Raw genomic sequence first — 21719 nt, 5'->3', positions numbered from 1 at the left:
GATGGGACAATAGGGTAAGTCGATGAACGAGACTTCTGCGACGGCGCAAAGCCTGATCCCTGATGGCGTGGCGACCATCACCACCATCCATTTCGCCCTGATCGCGCTGGTCGCGGTGGCGGCGATCGCGGTCATCCTGATCGGGATGCGGCTCAAGCATCGCCGGAACAAGGCCACCCGCCAGGTCGAGGACAATGCCGAGGAAGCGGGCGTCGCGCTCCGCCAGCCCGACAGCGCCCCGATCCGCGAGGCCGCGCTGACGCAGCCCCGGCCCGTTCCGGAGCCCCAGCCCGTTCCGGAACCCGCACCAGCGCCTGCCCCCGCTCCGGCTCCGGCCGCCCCGCCGCCGCCCCCGGTCATGCCCGCCCCGGCGGCACCCGAGGAATCGCCGGTGGCGGACGAGCCGCTGAACGCCGAGCCGGTCGCCGCGGCCGCGCCCCTGGCCGCCAGCCCCGCCGCCGAGGCTGCTCCGCAACCTGCTCCGGCCCAGGCCGCGCGGCCCGAGGATCAGCCGATCACGCTGCTCAAGGGCCTGGGGCCCAAGCTGACCCAGAAGCTGGCCGAACATGGCATCACCACGGTCGGCGACATGGCGGGCTTGAGCGAGGCGCAGGCCCAGTCGCTCGATGCGCAACTGGGGCCGTTTTCGGGCCGGATGGCGCGCGACCGCTGGCTGGAACAGGCGCGGCTGCTGGCGGCGGGCGACCGTGCGGGCTTCGAGGCGGTGTTCGGCAGGCTCTGACGGAACGGGGGCTTTGCCGGTCGGTTGAGGTGCGATGACGACACTCGATCCCGCCACCACCGCGCTCATCCTCATCGACCTGCAACAGGGCATCGTCCCGCGCGCCGGCGGCCCCCGCTCGGGAGACGAGGTCGTGGCCACCGCCAAGGCCCTCGCCGCCCGATTCCGCGCGGCGGGTGCGCCGGTCGTGCTGGTCCATGTCGGCTTCACGCCCGAGACGATGCCCAGCCAGACGGTCGACCGCCCCAGCCTGCCGCCCGAGGGCACCCCGCCCGACTTCAGCGAACTGGTCCCCGGCCTGGTCGAGCCTGGCGACATCGTGGTGCTCAAGCATCACTGGGGCGCTTTCACCGGCACCGACCTGGACCTGCAACTGCGCCGGCGCGGGGTGCGAACGGTGGTGATTGCGGGCATCTCGACCAATATGGGCGTCGAATCGACCGCGCGTTCGGCGTGGGAGCTGTCCTATGACGTGGTCATCGCCGAAGATGCCTGCGCGTCACGGTCGAGCGAACTCCACGCCTTTGCGGTCGATCATATCCTGCCGCTGATCGCGCGCGTGGTGGCGTCCGGGGATATTCGGTTGGAAGGTTGAGTCCCGCCATCGATCCCACCCATGGCGGATCGCCATTCAGTATTGCATCTTCTTCCCTCTCCCCTGGACAGGGGAGAGGGTTAGCGAAGCTTGCCAGCCTGCTGGCTAGCGCAGCTTGGGTGAGGGGTGGGGGAACGGCATGGAATTCCTGTTCGAGATCCTGATTCAATATGGCGGTGAAATCCTGATCCAGCTGCTGATCGAGACGGCTGCGGAGATCGGGCTGCACAGCATGGGCGAGACCTTCAGCAAGCCGAAGAACCCGGTCATTGCCACCATCGGCTTCGCCCTTTGGGGCCTGGCGGCAGGCGGACTGAGCCTGTTGCTGTTCCCGTCCTCGCCCATCACCAACCCGGACTGGCGCCGGATCAATGTGATCGTGACGCCGTTCGTCCTGGGCGCCGTCATGGCGGTGATTGGCAGCCTCCGGCGGCGCAAGGGCCTGTCCCTGATCCGCCTGGACCGCTTCGGCTATGCGTATGTGTTCGCGCTCGTCATGGCGCTGGTCCGTTTCCGCTGGGCCGGATAGGCGCGTCTTCGCGTCGCGGGACCGCCGCAACGGGCTATCGGTCTGCTACGCTTCGCTGACCAGCAGCTTGTCGATCCGCCGTCCGTCCAGATCCACGACCTCGAAGCGCCAGCCCTGCTCGACGAAGCTCTCGCCCTCGGTCGGCAGATGGCGGAACACCGCCAGCGCCAGGCCCGCCACGGTCGCATAGTCGCGGTCGTCGGGCAGGTCGATGCCCAGCCGGTCGGCCAGCGCGTCCGCCGCCATGGTGCCTGCGACCAGCAGCGAGCCGTCATCGCGCTCGACCACCGAGGGGGCCTCGCCCGGATCGGCGTCCGAGGCGAACTCGCCCGCGATCGCCGCCAGCAGGTCGGCCGGGGTCACGATCCCCTCGAAATGGCCGTACTCGTCATGGATCAGCGCCATCGGCACCTCGGCCTGGCGCAGCGCCAGCAGCACGTCCATCGCGTCGATCCGATCGATGACGACCGGCGCCTTGCGCATCAGCTGCTTGAGGTCGAGCGGTTCGCCCCGGAACAGCGCCATCGCGATATCGCGCGCCTGCACCACCCCGACCACCGCGTCGATCGAGCCCTCCCCCACCGGCAGGCGGGTGCGCGGGCTTTCGAGCAGTTTGGCGCGGATCGCGGCATCGTCCAGCGTGCAGTCCAGCCAGTCGATCTCGGTACGCGGCGTCATCACCTCGCGCACCGGCCGGTCGGCCAGCCGCACCACGCCCGAGATGATCGAGCGTTCATGCTCCTCGATCACGCCCGACTTGGACGCCTCGGCGACGATCAGGTGCAGCTCCTCGGCGGTCACCTGATCCTCATTGTCGCGGTTCAGGCCCAGCAGCTTGAAGATGACCCCGCTGGTCGAATCGAGGATCCAGACGATGGGCGCGGTGCCGACCGCCAGCCAGCGCATCGGTACCGCGACGAAGGCGGCGATCGGCTCGGGCTTGCGTAGCGCGAACTGCTTGGGCACCAGCTCGCCCAGGATCAGCGAGGCATAGGTGGTCAGCCCGATCACCAGCGCGAAGCCCAGCGTCGCGGCGGTCGAGGGCGCGATGCCCAGCGTCTCCAGCCGGGCGGCGGTCGGCGTGCCCAGGCTGGCACCCGAATAGGCGCCCGCGATGATGCCGGTCAGGGTGATGCCGATCTGGACGGTCGACAGGAACTTGCCCGGATCGGCGGCCAGCGTCAGCGCGGCCTGCGCGCCCTTGCGCCCGCTGCGCGCCATCGCCTCCAGCCGGGCGCGGCGCGACGACACGATCGCCAGCTCGCTCATCGCGAACGCCCCGTTCAACGCGACAAGCGCGAGGATGATGAGGACGTCGATCCACGGAAAGGGGGGCAGCGGTGCCATCGGTACAGGGTGCTCATAGCGGGACGGGAGGGCCTTCGACAACTCCCGTCGTCATGTTCCGTTCAGATCGCTTGCGGAACAAGCGCGACCGGGTCCGCGTTTCCGGGGGTGAGACGCGACAATCTAACAAGGGTTATGCGCATGAAGACGTCCGCTAAGTTCCTGTCCATGGCCGCAATGTCGGCGCTGCTCGCCACCTCGGCCTGCACGACCGATCCCGAAACCGGACAGCAGCGCCTGTCCAAGGCCGCGATCGGCGGCATCGGCGGCGCGGTCGGCGGCTATCTGCTCGGCGATCTCGTCGGCGGTCGACGCGACCGGACCGAGAAGATCCTGGGCGCCGGCATCGGCGGCCTCGCCGGGGCCGGGATCGGCGCCTATATGGACAAGCAGGAGCGCGACCTGCGCGCGCGGACCGCGGGCACCGACGTACAGGTGGTGCGCCAGGGCGACGACCTGCTGCTGAACCTGCCTTCGGGCATCACCTTCGCCTATAACTCGTCGCAGGTGCAGCCGCAGTTCCGCCAGACGCTGGATCAGGTCGCCGACATCCTGTCGCAGTATAAACAGACCTATATCGACGTGTACGGCCACACCGATTCGACCGGCAGCGATGCGTATAACCAGCGCCTGTCCGAACAGCGCGCGGTCTCGGTCGCGGATTATCTCGCCTCGCGCGGGGTGCAGCCCGCCCGCATCGGCACGCGCGGCTTCGGCAAGTCGCAGCCGATCGCCTCGAACGACACCGAGGAAGGCCGCGCCGCCAATCGCCGCGTCGAGATCAAGATCGTGCCGATCCGCGAGGGCGACCTGCGCTGATCGAGTCGCGATTCGCGAACAGGGCAAAGGGCTCGGACGGGATACCGTCCGGGCCTTTTTTCATGGGCGGCCCGCGCGCACGCGCCTATGATATGCCCTGGTGATCGAGGGGGCGAAGGACATGGAGGCACAGGCGGGCAAGACGGGCTGGCGGGCCTCCAGATGGGCGCCGCCCCTGCTGACGGGACTGTTCACCTACGTCGCGTTGATGATCCTCAACGCATGGCATGTCGGTGTGAATTCGGCATGGCGCACTGTGCTTGTTGGCGGGGCGAGCGGTGCTCTGGCGAACTATCTGGTGGGCCGCCTCCGGAAGCACGCGGGACCGGACTGACGCGTCGTCATCGCCGGGCCGCGAAGAAATCCCGCAACAGGCCCGCCGCCTCCCCCTCGCCGATCCCGGCATAGATGTCCGGCCGGTGGTGGCAGGTCGGCTGGGCGAAGAAGCGGGGGCCGTGCTCGACCGCCCCGCCCTTGGGATCGCTGGCCGCATAATAGAGTCGCGCGATCCGGGCATGGGCGATGGCCCCCGCGCACATCGCGCAGGGCTCCAGCGTGACCCAGAGGTCGCAATCCTCCAGCCGGTCGCGGCCGAGCTTGGCCGCCGCCGCGCGAATCGCCTGGATTTCGGCATGGGCGGTGGGATCGTGCAGGCGGCGCGGCGCATTCGCCCCCGTGGCTAGGATGACACCATCGCGAATCACCACCGCGCCGACCGGCACTTCCCCGGCCTGCCCCGCCTGGGCAGCGGCGTCGAGCGCGGCGCGCATCGGGGCGGGGAGTGGGAACATGCCCCCTCCCTGCCGCGCGCGGCGAACAGGGGCAAGAGCGGTGCCCCTGCCCCTTATCGCTTATTGGGCATTGTCGGCGGGCTTTTCGACCTTCACCGTGGGCACCTCGACGGTCTTGGTCTCGGTGCCGACCGAGACCTTGGGCCCCTCGGCGCGGAAGGCGGGGGCCTGCACCACCGCCGGACGGGTCTGGTCGATATTGACCCAGCCCATCGCCATGGCCCCGGCGACCAGCAGGAGGACGATGCCGATAAGGACGAGAAAGGCGCGCATGGGTCTGGCTCCATCAGGTTCGTTGCCGTAACAACGCCCCGTTCACCGGGCCGGTTGCACGGGCCCCGATGGGGAATCGGTTGACGCGGACGCCGGTACGGGTTATCCGCGCGGCCTTTCCGGGCATTGCCTGAAACCAGGATAACGATCATGTCGCGCATTTGCGAGCTGACCGGCAAGGGCCGGCAGGTGGGTAACAACGTTTCCCACGCCAACAACAAGACCAAGCGTACGTTCCTGCCGAACCTGCAGAACGTCACGCTGATTTCCGACGCGCTGGAAAAGAGCGTCCGTCTTCGCGTTTCGACCCACGGCCTGCGCTCGGTCGAGCACAATGGCGGCCTCGACAACTGGCTCGTCAAGACCTCGGACGACCAGCTCAGCCTGCGCGCCCGTCGCCTGAAGCGCGACGTCGTGAAGAAGCTGGCCTCGACCCAGACCGAAGCCGCCGCCGCCTAATCGCGCGACGCGACTGCCGAGGTTTCGAAGCCCGCCGCTCCCCGGAGCGGCGGGTTTTCGACGTTTGGTTGGGCGTGGGTAGGGGCATGGGCTAGGTCGGATCGACAGTCAGGATTGCTTCTTCTTCCCTCTCCCCTGGACAGGGGAGAGGGTTAGCGAAGCTTGCCAGCCTGCTGGCTAGCGCAGCTTGGGTGAGGGGTTGAGCGAGCCCAAAGGCTCGCGGCGCTCGCCAAGCGAGCGCCCACCCCTCACCCAGCTCCGACTAAGCCTTTGCTTTCGCAAAGACCAAGTCTGCGCAACCCTCTCCCCTCTGCGAGGGGCGAGGGAAGGATAAGGCATTATGGAATGCCGATCGGCGCTGGGACGTGGCCTTCGACTCCGCTCAGGCTGAACGGGTGTCAGCATCCGTGTCCGCGATTCGCCTCGCCCATTCCAAACCGCCGTTCGGCCGATGCAACGTCGAAGGCCACGCGAATCACGTTCGCGAATCGCCCGATCAGCGTGGGTCCAGCCGGAATTTCAGCAGATAGCTGCGCTCGATCGGCAGCTGGTTGTCGTCCGACACCAGCCACAGGATCGTCGCCCCGCCCTCCTGCGTCACGGCGACCCCTTCGAAATTGTCGTGGATCAGCGGCGCGTCGAGTTCGGCGAGCAGATGCCCCCGCACCACCCGCCCCGGCGCGATTCGCTCCGCCGGAACCAGCATGATTCGATTCGAGAATCGGAACGGTAGCCGGAACCGCCTCTCGACCACGATCAGCGCCCCATCGGGCAAGGCGGCGGCGTCCGCCACATCGTAATCGGGCGACACGCGATAGGCGAACAGGCGCGGGCGGTGGCGCAACGGATCGCCCGCGAAGATCAGTCCCTGCCGCGTCGTCTTGCGCGACGCCTCGCCCCCACGCCACAGCGTGCGACGAATCTTGGCCTCTTCCGAAATGGTGACGAATCGCCCGTCGGGCATCCGCGCCAGCGACTCGGGGCCGCCATTGATCGGCCAGCGCTTCATGGCGCGCGGCGCGACGAATCCCTCCGCGCGCGCGAAGCCGGGGGCATAGCGCCAGATCTGGTTATAGCGCTCGAACCCCACCCATAGAGCGCCGGTGCGCGGATCGACCGCCATCGGTTCGCTGTCGCGGTCCCATTTCTGCCACCCGATCCCCGGCCCCGCGGGCAGGTTGGCGAAGCGGATGCCGTGTGGACGCCAGTCCCCGCCCATCGCGAACTGTACGATATTGCCGCCGTCGCTGAGCAGGGTGAAGCGGTCCCCCGTCACCGTCAGCGACGAAAATCCGCCAAAGGCCGGATCGCGGCTGGTCAGCGCCACACCGCCCAGATAGGTCAGCGCGCCCAGCATCCGGCGCGACGGATCATGCGGGTCGAGCGCGACGCGGCGCACGTCCATCTGCCCCGGCTGCTCCAGCAGCCCCAGCCGCGCCTCACCCGACCATCCGGGGATACAGGCCAGCAGCAACAGGCAGGACAGGAGGATACGCATGGCGCCTCATACGCGCCGCGCCGCAACACGACAGCGCCAAAAATGCGCTCGCCCGATCGGATCGGCACAGGCCGACGCGGATGAACGGCGGATAACCGCGGCATTCAGGAAAGGCTCAAGCCGAATCGTCCAGAAGCGGATCAACGGCGGACGGGACCGCCGATCGAAACGAAATATCGGGAGTGATATCATGATGAAGACCCTGACCCTGGCGGCGACCACGCTGGCGATGCTCGGCGGCGCTGTCCTGCCCGCGACCGCCGCGGATGCGCACCGCTATCGCCGGGCCTATCATGCCGATCGCTACGACCGGGGTTATGAGGATGGCGCGCGTGCCGAATATCAGGCGCGCAAGTGCCGTCGCTCCGGCACCACTGGCACCATCGTCGGTGCGGTCGCGGGCGGTCTGCTGGGCCGGACGATCGACACCGATGGCGACCGCACGCTGGGCACGCTGATCGGCGGCGGTGCGGGCGCGCTGGCGGGCCGCGCGATCGAGCGGTCGGGTCGTCCGGGCTATTGCCGCTAACACAGTTCGGGCGGGCGCGGCCTGTATCTGCCCCACCCGCCCCGGTTTTCCTCGCGTAGCGTATCGAGGACGGAACGCCGATCTCCCCCGTGGAGGTCGGCGTTCTTGCATCAATACATGTGCTGGCCGCCGTTGATCGACAGGGTCGAGCCGGTGACGAAGCCCGCCTCGTCCGAACACAGGAAGGCGACGCCGCGCGCGATCTCATGCGCCTGGCCCAGTCGGCCGACCGGGATCTTGGCGACGATCTTCTCCAGCACGTCGGCGGGGACCGCGGCGACCATGTCGGTGTCGATATAGCCCGGCGCGATCGCGTTCACCGTCACACCGACGCGCGCGCCTTCCTGCGCCAGCGCCTTGGTGAAGCCATGGATGCCCGACTTGGCGGCGGCATAGTTGACCTGGCCATACTGGCCCGCCTGGCCGTTGATCGAACCGATATTGACGATGCGGCCCCATTTGCGCTCGCGCATGCCGGGGAACACCGCCTTGGCCATGTTGAAGCAACCGCCCAGATTGGTGTCCATGACCTCCTTCCACATCTGGTAGGTCATCTTCAGCAGCGTGCCGTCGCGGGTGATGCCCGCATTGTTGACGACGATGTCGACCGGGCCCAGTTCCTCGGCGACCTGCGCGACGCCCGCCTGGACCGCGTCATAATCGGCGACGTCCCACTTATACGCCTTGATCCCGGTGCGTTCGGAGAACTCACGAGCGCGTTCGTCATTGCCCGCATAATTGGCGGCGACGGTCACGCCCGCCTCTTTCAGTGCCAGGCTGATCGCCTCGCCAATACCGCGCGTACCACCCGTCACAATCGCGACCCGTGCCATCAAACCTCTCCCATTTTCCGATTGTGGCTTAAAAGGGGCAGAGGTCATCCGCAATGGCGAAGACCGGGCGAAACGTAATATTACGCTACGGCAACCACCCCTGAAGCTCGCGTGCGATCAATCCGCGCAGCATCGCGACCCCGACGTCACTGTCGTTGAGGCAGGGCAGATAGGCGAAATGGGTGCCGCCCGCGCCCTCGAAACTTTCGCGGCCGCGAATCGCCAGTTCCTCCAGCGTCTCGATACAGTCGGCCGAGAAACCCGGCGCCAGGATCGCGACCTTGCGGATGCCGCGTCCGGGCAGCGCCTCGAGCACGGTGTCGGTCGCGGGCTCCAGCCATTTGGCGCGGCCGAATCGCGACTGGAACGCGACCAGCAATTCGCGGTCGCCCAGCGTGTCCTTCATCGCCTCGGCCAGCAGCCGCGCGGTCTTGCGGCAATGGCAATGATAGGGGTCGCCCAGCTCCAGCGTCCGCTGCGGCATGCCGTGGAAGCTGGCGACGACCGCCTCGGGGGTGAAATCCAGCGCGGCGAGTTGCGCCTCCAGCTGCGTCTTCAGCGCATCGATATAGAGCGCATCGTCATAATAAGGCGGCAGGGTGCGGATCGCGGGCTGCCAGCGCATCGTCGCCAGATGCGCGAAGGCCCGGTCATTGGCGGTCGCGGTCGTCGCCGCGCAATATTGCGGATAGAGCGGCGCGAGCAGGATCCGCTCGCACCCGGCATCCTTCATCGCCTGGACCTGGTCGGCAATGGCGGGACGGCCATAGCGCATCGCCCAGTCGACCATGACGCCGGGCCCGAACGCGTCCTTCAGCGCCGCCGCCTGCGCCTTGGTGATGGCGGCGAGCGGCGAGCCGTCTTCGCGCCAGACCAATGAATAGGCATGCGCCGACTTCTTGGGCCGGGTGTTCAGGATGATGCCGCGCAGGATCGGCTGCCACAGCAGGGCGGGAATCTCGATGACGCGGCGGTCCGACAGGAATTCGCCCAGATAGCGTTTGACCGCGCGCGGCTCGGGAGCGTCGGGGGTGCCCAGATTCATTAGGAGCACGCCGATCTTCGGACGCGGGACGGGCGGATGGTCGGGGGGCAGCATCAGGCGGACAACTCCATCGGCAGGCTTCGTATCCGTGGGAAGCCCGGCAGGGTGGCAAGCGCGTTGGCGATGGCGGGCGCGACCGGCGGCACGGCCAGTTCGGACACGCCGCCGGGGGCTTCGTCCGAGCGGATCAGTTCGACCGTGATGTCGGGGGTGTCGGCCAGACGCGGCAGGTTCAACGCCCCCAGCCGCGCGGGCTCGGCCAGCCCTTGGGCGAAGCCGACCGCGCCGCCGCGCCATGCGGCGAGCCCGAAGATCAGCCCGCCCTCGATCTGCTGGCGCACGATGTCGGGGTTGACGATCCGCCCGGCATCGACCGCCGCGACCAGCCGGTCGACGATCGGCCGCCCCGCGGCGTCGCGGTGAACCTCTGCCATCACCGCGACGAAGCTACCGCGAAAGGCATGCGCCGCCACGCCCTGCCCGCTGCCCGCGCGGCCCCCTTCCCATCCGCCCAGCGACGCGGCGGTGGACAGGCAGCGCGCCAGGCGCGGCGCCTCGCCCAGCATCGTCATCCGCCAGGCCAGCGGATCGGCCCCGGCGACCTGCGCGCATTCGTCGAGAAAGGATTCGGCCACGAAGCCATGGCCGACATGGGCGCCGCCGCGCACATGGCCGGTCGGAATGGGCAGGTCGGCGGCGTGATGATCCACCGCCAGCGCCGGGATCGCATAGGGCGGCACCGCTCCCCCCATCGCATAGGCGTCGCCCCGCGCCATGCCCACCCGGACGAACCCGCCGGGCATCAGCCGCGCGGCCAGATCGCGGCCGGTGTCAGGCGTGGCGACCCGCGCCCGCCACGCCAGCAGCCGCCCGCCCGCCACGCGCGCGGTCATCTCGGCCCGCATCGGCGCGCGATACGCGTCGCGGCGCAGATCCTCGGTCCGCGACCAGAGGAGATTGACCGGCCGCTTCAACCGGACCGCGATCACAGCCGCCTGCGCCGCCGCCTCGCTCTCCAGCGCGACGCCGAAGGACCCGCCGATCGGCATGGGGTGGACGATCACCCGGTCCGGCGCGATCCCCGCCGCCCGCGCCGCGATGTCGCGCGCGCGGACCGGCGCCTGGGTCGGCAACCACAGCTCCAGCCCGCCGTCGCGCCAGGCGGCCACCGCCGCGCGCGGCTCGATCGCGGCATGGACCCCCACCCCAATCTGATAGCGTGCCGCGATCCGCCCCCCGCCTTCCAGCGCAGCCTCGACATCGCCCTGCGAGGCGACCGAATGCCCCTTCCGCGCCAGCGCCGCGTCGAGCGCGCGGGCCATGTCCGCCGTCGTCGGGATCGGCCCCTCGGTCACGGCGCGCGGTGCCAGCGCATCGAGGCCCTTTTGCGCGATCCACCAGCTGGCGGCGGCGACCGCGACCCAGTCGTCGCCCTCGACCACATCGACCACGCCCTGCACCCGCATCGCCGCCGCGCGGTCGATCGCGATGGAGCGGGTCCGCCCCCAGGGCGCATGGCGAACCGCGACATGCACCATCTCGGGCAAGCGGATGTCGGCGGTGAAATTGGCCGAGCCATCGACCTTGGCGGGTGAATCGAGCCGGGGCAGGTCCCGGCCCGCCAGCGCGCCCGCACCGCCGCTGCCCAGCGGCAGGGGCTCGGGCACCGTCTCACCCGCCGCCGCCTCGGCCAGCTCGGCGAAGCGCAGCCGCTGCGCGCCATGGGTGATGAAGCCGTCCCTCGCCTCGCATGCGGTCCATGCGACGCCCCAGCGGCGCGCGGCGGCCTGCGCCATCAGCGCGCGCGCGGTCGCGGCGGCGGCGCGCGCGGGGGCCTCGAACATGCGGATCGAACTCGACCCGGCGGTCAGCATCACCATGTCCCGGCGCAGCCATTCGGCGCGCACCGCCTCGGGCAGCCGGTCGAACGCGCCCTCGAACAGCGAATCGACCCCGACGCTATTGGCATAGAGCGGGCCGAGCGGCGCGGGCTCGACCGCGACCGTCCGCCAGTCCGCGCCCAGTTCGTCGGCGACGACCTGCGCCAGCGTCGTCGCGATCCCCTGCCCATGCTCGGCCTGGGGCACCGCGACGGTAACGATGCCGTCGCGCCCGATCTTCAGCCATGCGCCGAACGCCTGCTCGCCCGGCTCGGTGGCGAGATCGGGCACATAGGCGCGCGGCCACAGCCCCCAGGCGACCAGCAACCCCGCCCCCGCGCCCCCGCCGATCAATATGTTGCGCCGGTTCAGCTCCATCCCCGCCAGCCTTAGCCGACAGGCAGGAGCAGACAAGCCGGGGGTTTCGCTGTCTCAAAGCGACGGAGTCGATTGTTCGCGCGATGCCGTGAAGTCGCGAAGTCTTTTGGGTTCGCGCAGAGGCGCGGAGGGCGCAGAGGTGGCTGGCCCGGCCGCCAGGCCAGTCTGCCTGTCATGCACAACAAGGTCTACCGATCGAGACGGCGGCATGATCGTGCAGCCGCATCCTCTCTGCGCCCTCCGCGCCTCTGCGCGAACCAAGAATCTTCGCGGCTTCGCGTGAATCCCGTTTGGCGACCGTCATGGCGTGGCCTTCGACTTCGCTCAGGCTGAACGGCGGGAGGGAATGGGTCTGGATACAAAAGACCGTTCAGCCTGAGCGCAGTCGAAGGCCACACCCCACCCCACCAAGCCCCCAAGGCACCGAAGCCCCGGTCTTGGTGTTGTCTCACGACCGCTCTATGGAGACGGGCCAGAAAGGGAAACGCGCTTGATCCTGTCCATGCTCGCGGCCGCCGGCGGCCATATCCGGTTCGAGGATCTGGGGTTGCACCCGGACATCTTCTCGATCGGCTTCTTCACGCTGCGCTGGTACAGCCTGGCCTATATCGCCGGTATCCTGTTCGGATGGTGGTATCTGGGCCGGATGCTCGACCGGCCGGGCGCGCCGATGTCGCGGACCCATGCCGACGATCTGGTCTTCTACGCGACGCTGGGGATCATCCTGGGCGGGCGGATCGGCTATGTGATCTTCTACGCGCCGGAGATGTTCCTGCACCCGGTGCGGATCCTGCGCCTGTGGGACGGGGGGATGAGCTTTCATGGCGGCGCGGTCGGCACCGGGGTCGGCGTCATCCTGTTTGCGCGCAAGCACAAGCTCAACTGGCTGCGCATCCTCGACTATCTGGTCTGTGCCGCGCCGGTCGGGCTGTTCCTGGGCCGCCTGGCCAATTTCGTGAACGGCGAGCTGTGGGGCAAGCCGTCGGACGTGCCCTGGGCGATCGTCTTTCCGCGCACCGTCCCCTTCGGCCTGCCCGACCCGGCGCGTCACCCCAGCCAGCTGTACGAAGCGGGGCTGGAAGGGCTGGTCCTGTTCGCGGTGATGAGCTTCGCCTTCTGGCGGACCAAGGCGCGCTACGATCCCGGCAAGCTGTCCGGCCTGTTCCTGCTCGGCTATGGCATCGCCCGCTTCATCGTCGAGTTCTTCCGCGAACCCGACCAGCAGCTGCGCGCCTTTGCGCAGATGACCGGGCTGCACATGGGCCAGTGGCTGTGCGTGCCGATGATCCTGGGCGGGCTGTACCTGATGAACAGCGCCAAGGCCCGCCGCGTCCGCGTAGAGCCGATCGCGGGCACCGACAGCGTCGCCTGACGCTCTTGCGGGCGGGCGTGCCGGGGGGCAGAGCGGGGGCATGACGAACCCGCTGATCCCCCCCGCCGATCACAAGCCCGAGCCCGAGGACGCGCTGCCCGAACGGCTCGCCCGCGCGATCGCGCTCGCCGGACCGATCCCGGTGGCGCAGTTCATGGCCGCCGCCAATGCGCATTATTACGGCACCCGCGATCCGCTGGGCGCGGGCGGCGACTTCACCACCAGTCCCGAGATCAGCCAGATGTTCGGCGAGCTGGTCGGCCTGTGGTGCGCCGACCTGTGGGACCGCGCGGGGCGGCCCGAGATACACTGGGTCGAACTGGGTCCGGGGCGCGGCACGCTGGCGGCGGATGCGCGGCGGGCGATGGCGAAAGCGGGACTGACCCCGACCATCCATTTCGTCGAGACCAGCGCGACGCTCCGCACCGCGCAGCGCGAGCGGGTCGCGGACGCCCAGTGGCATGACACCGTCGAGACGCTGCCCACCGACCGGCCGCTGATCGTCGTCGCCAACGAATTCTTCGACGCGCTGCCCATCCGCCAGCTCGTCCGGCGCGGGGATGGCTGGCATGAGCGGCTGGTCGCCGCGCAGGACCTGTTGTTCCTGCCGATCGCCGGGCCGCCGGTGCCCGCGGAGATCATCCCCGAACCGCTGCGCGCGGCCGGGGCCGGGTCGGTGATCGAGGTGTCCCCCGCCAGCGTCGCGGTGATGCGCGGCCTGTCCGCCCGGATCACCGCGCAAGGGGGCGCCGCGCTGATCGTCGATTACGGCTATGAAGGCCCCGCCATCGCCGACACGCTCCAGGCGGTGCGCGGCCATGCCTATGCCAATCCCTTCGACCGGCCGGGCGAACAGGATCTGAGCGCGCATGTCGACTTCACGACGCTGGCCGCCGCCGCGCAGGGCGCCGGCCTCGCCGCCTTCGGGCCGGTGACGCAGCGCGACCTGCTCGGCGCGCTGGGGATCGACCAGCGCACCGCCGCGCTGGCCCGCACGCATCCCGACCGCGCCGATGCGCTGCTCGCCGATCGCAACCGGCTGATGCAGGACATGGGCACGCTGTTCCGCGCGCTGGCGGTGACGCGCCCCGACTGGCCGGTGCCTGCGGGCTATGGCGAATGATCGCCTATCGCGACGCAGGCCCGGACGACGCCGCCCCCCTCGCCGCCATGGCGCGGACGGCGTTTACCGAGACGTTCGGCCATCTCTATCCGCCCGCCGACCTGAACGCCTTTCTGGACGAGGCCTTCGGCCCCACCGGCCTGCCGTCGCAGATCGGCGATCCGGCCTTTTCGATACGCCTGGCGTTGCAGGGGGATGCGGTGATCGGCTTTGCCAAGATCGGCCCCGTCGCCTTTCCCGGCGACTGGCCGGACGATGCGGTCGAGCTGTACCAGCTCTATGTCCTGTCGAGCCATCTGGGCGCGGGTGTCGGCCCCGCGCTGATGCAATGGGCGATCGACGCAGCCCGGCTGCGCGGCGCGCGCGACCTGATGTTGTCGGTCTATGTCGACAACCACCGCGCCAAGGCCTTTTACGCGCGCCACGGCTTTGTCGATGTCGGGCGCTATGACTTTGCGGTCGGCAACACGATCGACGAGGACCGGATCATGAGGCTGTCGCTATGACCATCGAAACGCTTCGCACCTCGCTATTGGGGGATGTGCCGCACGGCTTTCTCGGGCGGCGCGGCGGCGTGTCGGCGGGGATTCATGGCGGGCTGAATGTCGGGCTCGGCTCGCAGGACGATGCCGATGCGGTGGCCGAGAATCGCCGCCGCGCGCGCGACGCGGTGCTGCCCGGCGCGCGGCTCGTCACCTGCTACCAGATCCACTCGGCCGAGGCGGTGACGGTGCTGACCCCGCCCGAGGACGATGTCCGTCCGCATGGCGATGCGCTGGTGACCGACCGGCCGGGGCTGCTGCTCGGCATCCTGACCGCCGATTGCGCGCCCGTCCTGTTCGCCGATGCCGAAGCAGGGGTGATCGGCGCCGCGCATGCGGGCTGGAAGGGTGCGTTCGGCGGGGTCACCGACGCCACGCTGCTGGCGATGGAGGCGCTGGGCGCGCGACGCGAGCGGATCGCCGCCGCGATCGGCCCGTGCATCGCCCGCGCCAGCTATGAGGTCGATGCCGCCTTCCTCCGGCGCTTCGTCGAACAGGCGCCCGAGAATGAGCGCTTCTTCGCCGATGGTCGCCGCATCGACCATTACCAGTTCGATCTGGAGGCCTATGTCGCGCATCGCCTCGCCGCCGCCGGGGTCTCGCGCGTCGCCGCGCTGGGCGAGGACACCTATGCGCAGGGCGACCGATTCTTCAGCTTCCGCCGTGCCACCCACCGCGCCGAGCCGTCCTATGGCCGCCAGATTTCGCTGATCGGCCTGGCCTGAGCCTCGCCAAAGCCGTTTGCCGCGCTATCCTGCCTGTATCGCCGCCGACAGAGCGGCCCCCTCGTTCGCAAGGAAACCGACATGCCGACCGAATCCGATCTGACCGGCGTCCCGCCCCAGACTCAGACCCCGGCCACGGCCGAGCGCAGGAGCGATGCGACCAGCATCGGCGACCGCAAGCTGAGCCCCGCGACGCTGATGATGGGCCATGGCTTTGACCCGACCCTGTCCGAAGGATCGCTCAAGCCGCCGATCTTCCTGACCTCCACCTTCGTCTTCCCCAATGCGGCGGCGGGCAAGCGTCATTTCGAGGGCGTGACCGGCAAGCGGCCGGGCGGCGCGGACGGCCTGGTCTATTCGCGCTTCAACGGGCCGAATCAGGAGATATTGGAGGATCGCCTCGCCATCTGGGACGAGGCGGAGGACGCGCTGACCTTTTCCAGCGGCATGGCGGCGATCGCCACGCTGTTCCTGTCGATGGTCCAGCCAGGTGACGTGATCGTCCATTCGGGGCCGCTCTATGCCGCGACCGAGACGTTGATCGGCCGCATCCTGGGCCGATTCGGGGTGAAGTGGCTCGACTTCCCCGCCGGTGCGACGCGCGAGGAGATCGACACGGTCATGGCCCGGGCGGCGGAGATCGGCCGGGTCGCGCTGATCTATCTGGAAAGCCCCGCCAACCCGACCAACGCGCTGGTCGATATCGAGGCGGTGGCGGCGGCACGCGACGCGGCCTTTGCCGATTCGGCGGAAAAGCCCCCGATCGCGATCGACAACACCTTTCTGGGGCCGCTGTGGCAGCGGCCGCTGCGCCACGGGGCCGATCTGGTCGTCTATTCGCTGACCAAATATGCGGGCGGCCATTCGGACCTGGTCGCGGGCGGCGTGCTGGGTTCCAAGGCGCACATCGCCACCATCCGGTCGATGCGCAACACCATCGGCACCATCTGCGACCCCAACACCGCCTGGATGCTGCTCCGCTCGCTCGAGACGCTGGAGTTGCGGATGAGCCGCGCGGGCGAGAATGCCGCCAAGGTCTGCGCCTATCTACGCGATCATCCCAAGGTCGAGCGCGTCGGCTATCTCGGCTTTCTCGACAGCACGCCCGGCCTGGAGCGGCAGGCCGATATCTATCGCCGTCACTGCACCGGGGGCGGTTCGACCTTCTCGCTCTATCTCAAGGGCGGCGAGGCGGAGGCGTTCCGTTTCCTCGACAGCCTGCGCATCGCCAAGCTGGCGGTCAGCCTGGGCGGGACCGAGACGCTGGCGAGCCATCCGGCCGCGATGACGCATCTGTCGGTCCCCGACGAGCGCAAGGCGGCGCTGGGCATCACCGACAATCTGGTGCGCATCTCGATCGGGGTCGAGGATGCGGGCGACCTGATCGCCGATTGCGAACAGGCGCTGGCCGCGATCTGACCGGACGAAGGGGGGAGCGCCGCCTCCCCCCTCAAGCCGCGGCGAGCGCGGTATAGAGCCGCGCGGTCAGCCGCCCCAGCGTCGCGCGGAACAGCGTGGGATCGCCCAGCGCCCGCGACAGGGTGATCGCCCCCTGGATGCCGCTGACCACATCCTGCGCCAGGGTCAGCGCGCGGTCGTCCTCCACCCCGCCCCGCGCCAGCGCATCGGCCAGCACCGCGATCCAGCGCTGGAAATAGCCCGCGATCGCGGCGCCAAAGGGTTCGCGCGTCGCCCCCAGACCCCAGGCGCCGATCAGGCATGCCTGTTGCCCGGAGCGGTAATAACGGTCGATCGCGACCATCATCGCATCGATACCGCCGCGCGGGTCCTCCGCCTGGGCAAGCGGCGCGAAGACCTGGCGTTCGAACCAGTCGCCGATCTCGGCCAGCACCGCCTCGGCCATCTCCTGCTTGCCGCCGGGGAAGAAGTGATAAAGGCTGCCCCGCCCCAGCCCGGTCGCCGCACCGATCAGCGACAGGCTGGCCCCGGCATAGCCATGTTCGCGAAACACCTCGGCCAGCCCCGGCAGCGCGTCGGCCCGCTCGGCGATCAGCCGCGCCACCTTTACAGCCCCAGATCGCTCAGCGAGGGATGGTCCGCCGGACGGGTGCCGAGCGGCCAGCGGAACAGCCGCTCGGCCTCGGCGATCGGCAGGTCGTTGATCGACGCGATCCGCCGCCGCATCCGCCCGTCCTCGGCAAAGTCCCAATTCTCATTGCCATAGGAGCGGAACCACTGGCCGTGATCGTCATGCCATTCATAGGCGAAGCGAACCGCGATCCGGCTCCCCTCCTGCGCCCAAAGTTCCTTGATCAGCCGATAGTCGCGCTCGCGTGCCCATTTGCGGCGCAGGAAGACGACGATCTGGCCGTGCCCCGTGATGAACTCGGCGCGATTCCGCCAATGGCAATCGGGGGTATAGGCCTGCGCCACGCGCTCGGGGTCGCGGCTGTTCCAAGCGTCTTCGGCGGCGCGCACCTTTTGCGCGGCGCTTTCGGCGGAGAAGGGCGGCAAGGGCGGGCGCATGGCGAGAAACCTCCTGACCACATATTCATGTCTGTATCGATCAGTACAGAATGGGAATGCGTCGTGCAACGCGATACGGCCGCCGGTCAGTGTATCTGGGGATCGTCGCGCAAGGCCAGGGCGATGAACGCGCCCATATCGTCGGCGACGAAGGCATCGGGCGGATCGCCACGAATCAGCGCGATCCGGCCGTAATCTGGCCCTTCCACGCAGCAGATCGCCCAGGCCCAGCACCAGATCATATAGTCCGCAAAGACCAAGTAACGGTGCGCGTCGGACTCGACGGCATCGCCCCATCCGGGTGTCCATTTGGCGCATTCTTCCGCCAGTGACTTTATGTCACCGACCGCCCACCAGCTGATCGTCACTTGGTCCATGAATTGCCGGCGCGGCGCCGCGATCGAGAGATAGGCGCGAAATTCGGGTGGCAGACGTATGCCATATCGCGACTCCAGCGCCGCGATGTCGTCCTCATCATGGGCGGGCGTATAGAATTTGGATTCTGCCAGCGCCCAGTAATCGGCCAGAGCCGCATAGCGCTGCTCCGCCGGTGCGTCGCCCAGTAGCGGCGGGGTCACACACGGATATGATGCCGGTCGCCCGAAGAACGGAAGCCTCTTGAGCCAGGCGATCACCTCAACGCCTCCATTCCACCATGGCCATGGTCACGCTTCAGGCAAATGCCGGGCCAGCCGCGTTTGCAACAGGTCGATCAAGGCCGGATCCATGAAGGCATAGTTGTCGGGGATGTCCAGACAGATCAGCCGTTTGCCGTTCAACGCCCGGCGGAACCGCTGCTGAACCTTGGTTCGGTGGACCTTCTCCATGACCACGATGACGTCCGCCCAGATCACTAGCTCGGCCGTCAGCGGATTTTCGGCGTCGTTGTTCGTCCCGGCGGACGAGACCTCCAGGTCACGTCGCGACGCGAAAACCTGCTCCGCCGTCGGGCTGCGCAGCCGGTTCTGGCTACACACGAACAGGACATGGGTGATTGCAGGTCGGCGGGGCATGGCGCCCAAGCCTATCCGTTTCGCGATGCTGCTGGGAAGCCTCGATCGGCGGACTTTCGCCCGACCGCGATAGGGGGCGGGCGCTGGAGGTAGAGGATGCCGGTGCGAGTTCAACGGGCAATCAGAGCGGCCGCATGGCCTCTCCGGCCGCGCGGCTGAGCGCGTTCGGCCAACCCGTTATCGCGGCTGCCATCACCAGGCCGGAAATCGCCACCAGTGGCGCGGCGCGGGCCGTCCGTAAAACGAAAAGGCCCGGCGTCGCATCGCTGCAACGCCGGGCCCTGTCGCCCGAAAAGGGATGGCTTATTCAGCCGAGGGGATCAGCCCTCGTTCTGCAGGTTCACCGCCGCATATTTGCCGCGACGATCGACTTCGATCTCGAACTGCAGACGGTCGCCTTCGTTCAGCGAACCCATGCCGGCGCGCTCGACGGCCGAGATGTGAACGAACGCGTCGGGCTGGCCGTCGTCGCGCTGAATGAAGCCGAAGCCCTTCATTGCGTTGAAGAACTTGACCGTGCCGGTCGCCTTCTCGCCGGTCAGCTGGCGCTGCGGGGCGCCGCCGAAACCACCGGCCGCACCGCCGCGGGGACCGCGGTCACCGCCGAAGCCGCCTTCACGCGGTTCGCGGGGCGCGCGATCCTGGACCGGAAGCGGCTCGCCTTCGATCTTCAGCTCGGTGGCCGAGATGCGGCCGCCGCGATCGACGAGCGTGAAGCCGAGCGGCTGGCCTTCCGCCAGGCCGGTCAGGCCGGCCTGCTCGACCGCCGAAATGTGGACGAACACGTCTTCGCCGCCGTCATCACGCACGACAAAGCCGAAACCCTTCTGCGCGTTGAAGAACTTGACGACGCCCGTGCCCTCGCCAACGACCTGGGGGGGCATCCCGCCGCCACGACCGCCGCCGAAGCCGCCACCGCCGCCGCCACGGAAACCGCCGCCGCCGCCGCCGAAGCGATCACCGCCGCCGAAGCCGCCACGATCGCCACCACCGCCGAAGCGATCGCCGCCACCGAAGCCGCCGCCGAAGCCGCCACCGCCGAAGCGATCACCGCCGCCGAAGCCGCCACCAAAGCCGCCTTCATCGCCGCCGCCGAAATTGTCCCGCTTGTCGCGACCACGCGTGCCGCGATTGCCTCGGCTACCTCTATCGAAACCCATAAGCCCTGTTCGTCTTCCCGGTTCGCCCGCAAATGCTATCTTCAAGAACCGTGCGCCGGACGAAGAGCGCGGGTCTTTTGGCGCCAAACCTTTTGCGCCTAGTTGCTATCCATAACGCAGAAGCTCTCCCATCGCGAACGAAATCGTGCACGCGCCTCTCTGTTCATCGCGAACGAGGCAGATTGCGTCGGAATTGTGGCCAAAACTCCACAATTCCTGTGGAAAAAAACCGGGGGCATCGGCCCGCCGATTCGGCCGATCGCGGTTGAGGCTTTCCCCCGCCCCCGCTAGGGCAGGACATATGACCGTTCATCTGCATGAAGAAGACATCCCCGCCGACCTGTTCGCCGCCGGCGCCGCGATCGCGGTGGATACCGAGACGATGGGCCTGATCACCCCGCGCGACCGGCTGTGCGTCGTCCAGCTGTCGGATGGCGGCCCGGACGAGCATCTGGTGCGCTTCGGCCCGAACAGCGACTATGCCGCGCCCAACCTGCGCGCGCTGCTGGCCGATCCGGCACGGCTGAAGCTCTATCATTTCGGGCGATTCGATATCGCCGCGATCCGCCATTATCTGGGCGTGGTCGCCGCGCCCGTCTATTGCACCAAGATCGCCTCGCGGCTGATCCGCACCTATACCGACCGCCACGGCCTGAAGGAGCTGGTCCGCGAGCTGCTGGGCGTCGAGCTGTCCAAGGCGCAGCAATCGTCCGACTGGGGCGCGCCCGAACTGTCCGACGCGCAGCGCGAATATGCCGCCTCGGACGTGCGCTATCTGCACCGGATGAAGGTCGAGCTGGACAAGCGGCTGGTGCGCGAGGGGCGGATGGAACTGGCCCAGGCCTGTTTCGACTTCCTGCCCGCGCGCGCCGAGCTGGACCTGGCGGGCTGGCCCGAGGTCGATATCTTCGCCCACGCCTGATCCGCCCCGCCCTTTAGGAAGCAGCCGCCATGTCCGAGATCGCCGATCGCGTCCGCACCCAGCGCCAGCGCTGGGCCGCGCCGGGCAGCCGCCACGACCGGTTCGTGACGGCGGCGCGCTGGATCCTGCCCAGCGCGATCGGTGTGCTGACCGCGTTCCTGGTGATGGCGCCGATCTATTCCTCCAGCGAGGTGTCCTTCGTCCTCGACAAGAAGAAGGTCGAGGTCGCGCGCGAACGGATGAAGATCCAGGCCGCGCAATATCGCGGCGTCGACGACAAGGGGCAGCCCTTCTCGCTCGACGCGGGCTCGGCGATCCAGCGCAGCTCGGCCGAGCCGGTGGTGGAGCTGAACCGGCTGGCCGCCGCGATCCAGCTGTCCGACGGTCCCGCCACGGTGCGCGCCAATTCCGGGCTGTACGACATGCGGACCGAGCAGGTGAAGCTGGACGGCCCGCTCAACGTCCAGTCGCAGGGCGGCTACAACCTCCAGACGCAGAACGCGACGATCGACCTGCAACAGCGCACGCTGGTATCGGGGGGGGCGGTGACGGGCCGCATGCCGCAGGGCAATTTCAGCGCCGACAAGCTGCGCGCCAATCTGGAGGATCGCACCGTCCGGCTGGAAGGCAACGCCCGCTTGCGCATCGTGCCGTAAA

Annotated in this window: 26 protein-coding genes; 14 read left to right on the top strand and 12 right to left on the bottom strand. The window is 68.6% G+C overall.

Going from position 1 to position 21719, the window contains the following annotated elements:
- Window positions 1-22: 22 nt before the first annotated feature.
- The 3 genes from QE363_RS02960 (at window position 23) to QE363_RS02950 (ending at window position 1866) form a co-directional block, all read left to right on the top strand.
- On the top strand, window positions 23-742 hold the full coding sequence (locus tag QE363_RS02960) for a hypothetical protein (RefSeq protein WP_309691636.1): 720 nt from the start codon (window positions 23-25) through the stop codon (window positions 740-742).
- A gap of 34 nt (window positions 743-776) precedes the next feature.
- Window positions 777-1337, top strand: coding sequence for a hydrolase (locus tag QE363_RS02955; RefSeq protein WP_309691635.1), 561 nt, complete (start codon window positions 777-779; stop codon window positions 1335-1337).
- A 139-nt stretch (window positions 1338-1476) separates the two neighbouring features.
- Window positions 1477-1866 (top strand): hypothetical protein, encoded by a 390-nt coding sequence (locus QE363_RS02950; RefSeq protein WP_309691633.1) that lies wholly within the window; start codon window positions 1477-1479, stop codon window positions 1864-1866.
- Window positions 1867-1911: 45 nt separating this feature from the next.
- On the opposite strand, the gene QE363_RS02945 is transcribed toward QE363_RS02950, so the two are convergent.
- Complete coding sequence (locus QE363_RS02945) at window positions 1912-3213, bottom strand: hemolysin family protein (protein WP_307102214.1); 1302 nt, start codon at window positions 3211-3213, stop codon at window positions 1912-1914.
- A gap of 141 nt (window positions 3214-3354) precedes the next feature.
- Between QE363_RS02945 and QE363_RS02940 the strand changes: the two genes are divergently transcribed.
- Both QE363_RS02940 and QE363_RS02935 read left to right on the top strand, forming a co-directional pair.
- A complete protein-coding gene (locus QE363_RS02940; protein WP_309691631.1) occupies window positions 3355-4032 on the top strand; it encodes an OmpA family protein in 678 nt (225 codons plus the stop codon).
- 100 nt (window positions 4033-4132) lie between these two features.
- Window positions 4133-4366 (top strand): hypothetical protein, encoded by a 234-nt coding sequence (locus QE363_RS02935; protein ID WP_309691630.1) that lies wholly within the window; start codon window positions 4133-4135, stop codon window positions 4364-4366.
- Window positions 4367-4373: 7 nt separating this feature from the next.
- Here the strand turns inward: QE363_RS02935 and QE363_RS02930 are convergent, their stop codons facing one another.
- Both QE363_RS02930 and QE363_RS02925 read right to left on the bottom strand, forming a co-directional pair.
- Window positions 4374-4802, bottom strand: a complete 429-nt coding sequence (locus tag QE363_RS02930; protein WP_309698071.1) for a nucleoside deaminase — start codon at window positions 4800-4802, stop codon at window positions 4374-4376.
- A gap of 81 nt (window positions 4803-4883) precedes the next feature.
- Entirely contained in the window at window positions 4884-5096 is a 213-nt protein-coding gene (locus tag QE363_RS02925; protein ID WP_307102207.1) for a hypothetical protein, read from the bottom strand.
- 150 nt (window positions 5097-5246) lie between these two features.
- Here QE363_RS02925 and rpmB point away from each other — a divergent pair, with 150 nt between their 5' ends.
- On the top strand, window positions 5247-5555 hold the full coding sequence (gene rpmB / locus QE363_RS02920) for a 50S ribosomal protein L28 (RefSeq protein ID WP_307102206.1): 309 nt from the start codon (window positions 5247-5249) through the stop codon (window positions 5553-5555).
- Between the two features lie 496 nt (window positions 5556-6051).
- Here rpmB and QE363_RS02915 read toward each other — a convergent pair whose 3' ends face one another.
- Window positions 6052-7053: an esterase-like activity of phytase family protein gene (locus QE363_RS02915; RefSeq protein WP_309691629.1), complete on the bottom strand. Its 1002-nt coding sequence runs from the start codon at window positions 7051-7053 to the stop codon at window positions 6052-6054.
- A 190-nt stretch (window positions 7054-7243) separates the two neighbouring features.
- Here QE363_RS02915 and QE363_RS02910 point away from each other — a divergent pair, with 190 nt between their 5' ends.
- Window positions 7244-7582, top strand: a complete 339-nt coding sequence (locus QE363_RS02910) for a glycine zipper 2TM domain-containing protein (RefSeq protein ID WP_307102199.1) — start codon at window positions 7244-7246, stop codon at window positions 7580-7582.
- A gap of 110 nt (window positions 7583-7692) precedes the next feature.
- On the opposite strand, the gene phbB is transcribed toward QE363_RS02910, so the two are convergent.
- The 3 genes from phbB to QE363_RS02895 form a co-directional block, all read right to left on the bottom strand.
- Entirely contained in the window at window positions 7693-8415 is a 723-nt protein-coding gene (gene phbB / locus QE363_RS02905; protein ID WP_056432167.1) for an acetoacetyl-CoA reductase, read from the bottom strand.
- A gap of 85 nt (window positions 8416-8500) precedes the next feature.
- The gene (gene hemH / locus QE363_RS02900) at window positions 8501-9514 is read right to left on the bottom strand and encodes a ferrochelatase (protein WP_309691622.1); all 1014 of its coding nucleotides are present in this window, start codon (window positions 9512-9514) and stop codon (window positions 8501-8503) included.
- Window positions 9514-11718, bottom strand: coding sequence for a molybdopterin cofactor-binding domain-containing protein (locus tag QE363_RS02895; RefSeq protein WP_309691620.1), 2205 nt, complete (start codon window positions 11716-11718; stop codon window positions 9514-9516). Before QE363_RS02895 ends, hemH begins: the two co-directional genes overlap by 1 nt.
- Window positions 11719-12208: 490 nt before the next feature.
- On the opposite strand from QE363_RS02895, the gene lgt reads away from it, so the two are divergent.
- From lgt to QE363_RS02870, 5 genes are all read left to right on the top strand, one after another.
- A complete protein-coding gene (gene lgt, locus QE363_RS02890; protein ID WP_387434306.1) occupies window positions 12209-13090 on the top strand; it encodes a prolipoprotein diacylglyceryl transferase in 882 nt (293 codons plus the stop codon).
- Window positions 13091-13130: 40 nt separating this feature from the next.
- The gene (locus QE363_RS02885) at window positions 13131-14213 is read left to right on the top strand and encodes an SAM-dependent methyltransferase (protein ID WP_309691618.1); all 1083 of its coding nucleotides are present in this window, start codon (window positions 13131-13133) and stop codon (window positions 14211-14213) included.
- Window positions 14210-14719, top strand: coding sequence for a GNAT family N-acetyltransferase (locus tag QE363_RS02880; RefSeq protein WP_309691617.1), 510 nt, complete (start codon window positions 14210-14212; stop codon window positions 14717-14719). The genes QE363_RS02885 and QE363_RS02880 overlap by 4 nt, the downstream gene beginning before the upstream one ends.
- Window positions 14716-15480 carry a peptidoglycan editing factor PgeF gene (pgeF, locus tag QE363_RS02875; protein WP_309691616.1) on the top strand — a complete coding sequence of 255 codons (765 nt, stop codon included), beginning with the start codon at window positions 14716-14718 and terminating at the stop codon, window positions 15478-15480. The genes QE363_RS02880 and pgeF overlap by 4 nt, the downstream gene beginning before the upstream one ends.
- 81 nt (window positions 15481-15561) lie before the next feature.
- The gene (locus tag QE363_RS02870) at window positions 15562-16899 is read left to right on the top strand and encodes a cystathionine gamma-synthase family protein (protein WP_309691614.1); all 1338 of its coding nucleotides are present in this window, start codon (window positions 15562-15564) and stop codon (window positions 16897-16899) included.
- Window positions 16900-16930: 31 nt separating this feature from the next.
- On the opposite strand, the gene QE363_RS02865 is transcribed toward QE363_RS02870, so the two are convergent.
- The 5 genes from QE363_RS02865 to QE363_RS02845 form a co-directional block, all read right to left on the bottom strand.
- Entirely contained in the window at window positions 16931-17503 is a 573-nt protein-coding gene (locus QE363_RS02865) for a TetR/AcrR family transcriptional regulator (protein ID WP_309691612.1), read from the bottom strand.
- 2 nt (window positions 17504-17505) lie between these two features.
- The gene (locus tag QE363_RS02860) at window positions 17506-17967 is read right to left on the bottom strand and encodes a nuclear transport factor 2 family protein (RefSeq protein ID WP_309691610.1); all 462 of its coding nucleotides are present in this window, start codon (window positions 17965-17967) and stop codon (window positions 17506-17508) included.
- Between the two features lie 86 nt (window positions 17968-18053).
- Window positions 18054-18545: an SMI1/KNR4 family protein gene (locus tag QE363_RS02855; protein WP_309691607.1), complete on the bottom strand. Its 492-nt coding sequence runs from the start codon at window positions 18543-18545 to the stop codon at window positions 18054-18056.
- A gap of 87 nt (window positions 18546-18632) precedes the next feature.
- Window positions 18633-18980, bottom strand: a complete 348-nt coding sequence (locus tag QE363_RS02850; protein ID WP_309698067.1) for a low molecular weight protein tyrosine phosphatase family protein — start codon at window positions 18978-18980, stop codon at window positions 18633-18635.
- A gap of 320 nt (window positions 18981-19300) precedes the next feature.
- On the bottom strand, window positions 19301-20140 hold the full coding sequence (locus QE363_RS02845) for a cold-shock protein (protein WP_309698065.1): 840 nt from the start codon (window positions 20138-20140) through the stop codon (window positions 19301-19303).
- Window positions 20141-20441: 301 nt separating this feature from the next.
- On the opposite strand from QE363_RS02845, the gene QE363_RS02840 reads away from it, so the two are divergent.
- Together QE363_RS02840 and lptC are read left to right on the top strand one after the other, a co-directional pair.
- Window positions 20442-21062, top strand: coding sequence for a ribonuclease D (locus QE363_RS02840; protein ID WP_309691605.1), 621 nt, complete (start codon window positions 20442-20444; stop codon window positions 21060-21062).
- Between the two features lie 29 nt (window positions 21063-21091).
- A complete protein-coding gene (lptC, locus tag QE363_RS02835; RefSeq protein WP_309691604.1) occupies window positions 21092-21718 on the top strand; it encodes an LPS export ABC transporter periplasmic protein LptC in 627 nt (208 codons plus the stop codon).
- Window position 21719: the final 1 nt, after the last annotated feature.

It is taken from the genome of Sphingomonas sp. SORGH_AS_0870 (assembly GCF_031453175.1).
Classification (GTDB): Bacteria; Pseudomonadota; Alphaproteobacteria; order Sphingomonadales; family Sphingomonadaceae; genus Sphingomonas.
The sequence above is the reverse complement of the archived record's forward strand: the minus strand, read 5'-3'. Positions and strand labels throughout refer to the sequence as shown.

Bases quoted from the DNA above. Each gene is read 5' to 3' on its own strand.
- QE363_RS02960 (WP_309691636.1), top strand. From the start codon at position 23: ATGAACGAGACTTCTGCGACGGCGCAAAGCCTGATCCCTGATGGCGTG.
- QE363_RS02955 (WP_309691635.1), top strand. From the start codon at position 777: ATGACGACACTCGATCCCGCCACCACCGCGCTCATCCTCATCGACCTG.
- QE363_RS02950 (WP_309691633.1), top strand. From the start codon at position 1,477: ATGGAATTCCTGTTCGAGATCCTGATTCAATATGGCGGTGAAATCCTG.
- QE363_RS02945 (WP_307102214.1), bottom strand. From the start codon at position 3,213: ATGGCACCGCTGCCCCCCTTTCCGTGGATCGACGTCCTCATCATCCTC.
- QE363_RS02940 (WP_309691631.1), top strand. From the start codon at position 3,355: ATGAAGACGTCCGCTAAGTTCCTGTCCATGGCCGCAATGTCGGCGCTG.
- QE363_RS02930 (WP_309698071.1), bottom strand. From the start codon at position 4,802: ATGCGCGCCGCGCTCGACGCCGCTGCCCAGGCGGGGCAGGCCGGGGAA.
- QE363_RS02925 (WP_307102207.1), bottom strand. From the start codon at position 5,096: ATGCGCGCCTTTCTCGTCCTTATCGGCATCGTCCTCCTGCTGGTCGCC.
- rpmB (WP_307102206.1), top strand. From the start codon at position 5,247: ATGTCGCGCATTTGCGAGCTGACCGGCAAGGGCCGGCAGGTGGGTAAC.
- QE363_RS02915 (WP_309691629.1), bottom strand. From the start codon at position 7,053: ATGCGTATCCTCCTGTCCTGCCTGTTGCTGCTGGCCTGTATCCCCGGA.
- QE363_RS02910 (WP_307102199.1), top strand. From the start codon at position 7,244: ATGATGAAGACCCTGACCCTGGCGGCGACCACGCTGGCGATGCTCGGC.
- phbB (WP_056432167.1), bottom strand. From the start codon at position 8,415: ATGGCACGGGTCGCGATTGTGACGGGTGGTACGCGCGGTATTGGCGAG.
- hemH (WP_309691622.1), bottom strand. From the start codon at position 9,514: ATGCTGCCCCCCGACCATCCGCCCGTCCCGCGTCCGAAGATCGGCGTG.
- QE363_RS02895 (WP_309691620.1), bottom strand. From the start codon at position 11,718: ATGGAGCTGAACCGGCGCAACATATTGATCGGCGGGGGCGCGGGGGCG.
- QE363_RS02885 (WP_309691618.1), top strand. From the start codon at position 13,131: ATGACGAACCCGCTGATCCCCCCCGCCGATCACAAGCCCGAGCCCGAG.
- QE363_RS02880 (WP_309691617.1), top strand. From the start codon at position 14,210: ATGATCGCCTATCGCGACGCAGGCCCGGACGACGCCGCCCCCCTCGCC.
- pgeF (WP_309691616.1), top strand. From the start codon at position 14,716: ATGACCATCGAAACGCTTCGCACCTCGCTATTGGGGGATGTGCCGCAC.
- QE363_RS02870 (WP_309691614.1), top strand. From the start codon at position 15,562: ATGCCGACCGAATCCGATCTGACCGGCGTCCCGCCCCAGACTCAGACC.
- QE363_RS02860 (WP_309691610.1), bottom strand. From the start codon at position 17,967: ATGCGCCCGCCCTTGCCGCCCTTCTCCGCCGAAAGCGCCGCGCAAAAG.
- QE363_RS02850 (WP_309698067.1), bottom strand. From the start codon at position 18,980: ATGCCCCGCCGACCTGCAATCACCCATGTCCTGTTCGTGTGTAGCCAG.
- QE363_RS02845 (WP_309698065.1), bottom strand. From the start codon at position 20,140: ATGGGTTTCGATAGAGGTAGCCGAGGCAATCGCGGCACGCGTGGTCGC.
- QE363_RS02840 (WP_309691605.1), top strand. From the start codon at position 20,442: ATGACCGTTCATCTGCATGAAGAAGACATCCCCGCCGACCTGTTCGCC.
- lptC (WP_309691604.1), top strand. From the start codon at position 21,092: ATGTCCGAGATCGCCGATCGCGTCCGCACCCAGCGCCAGCGCTGGGCC.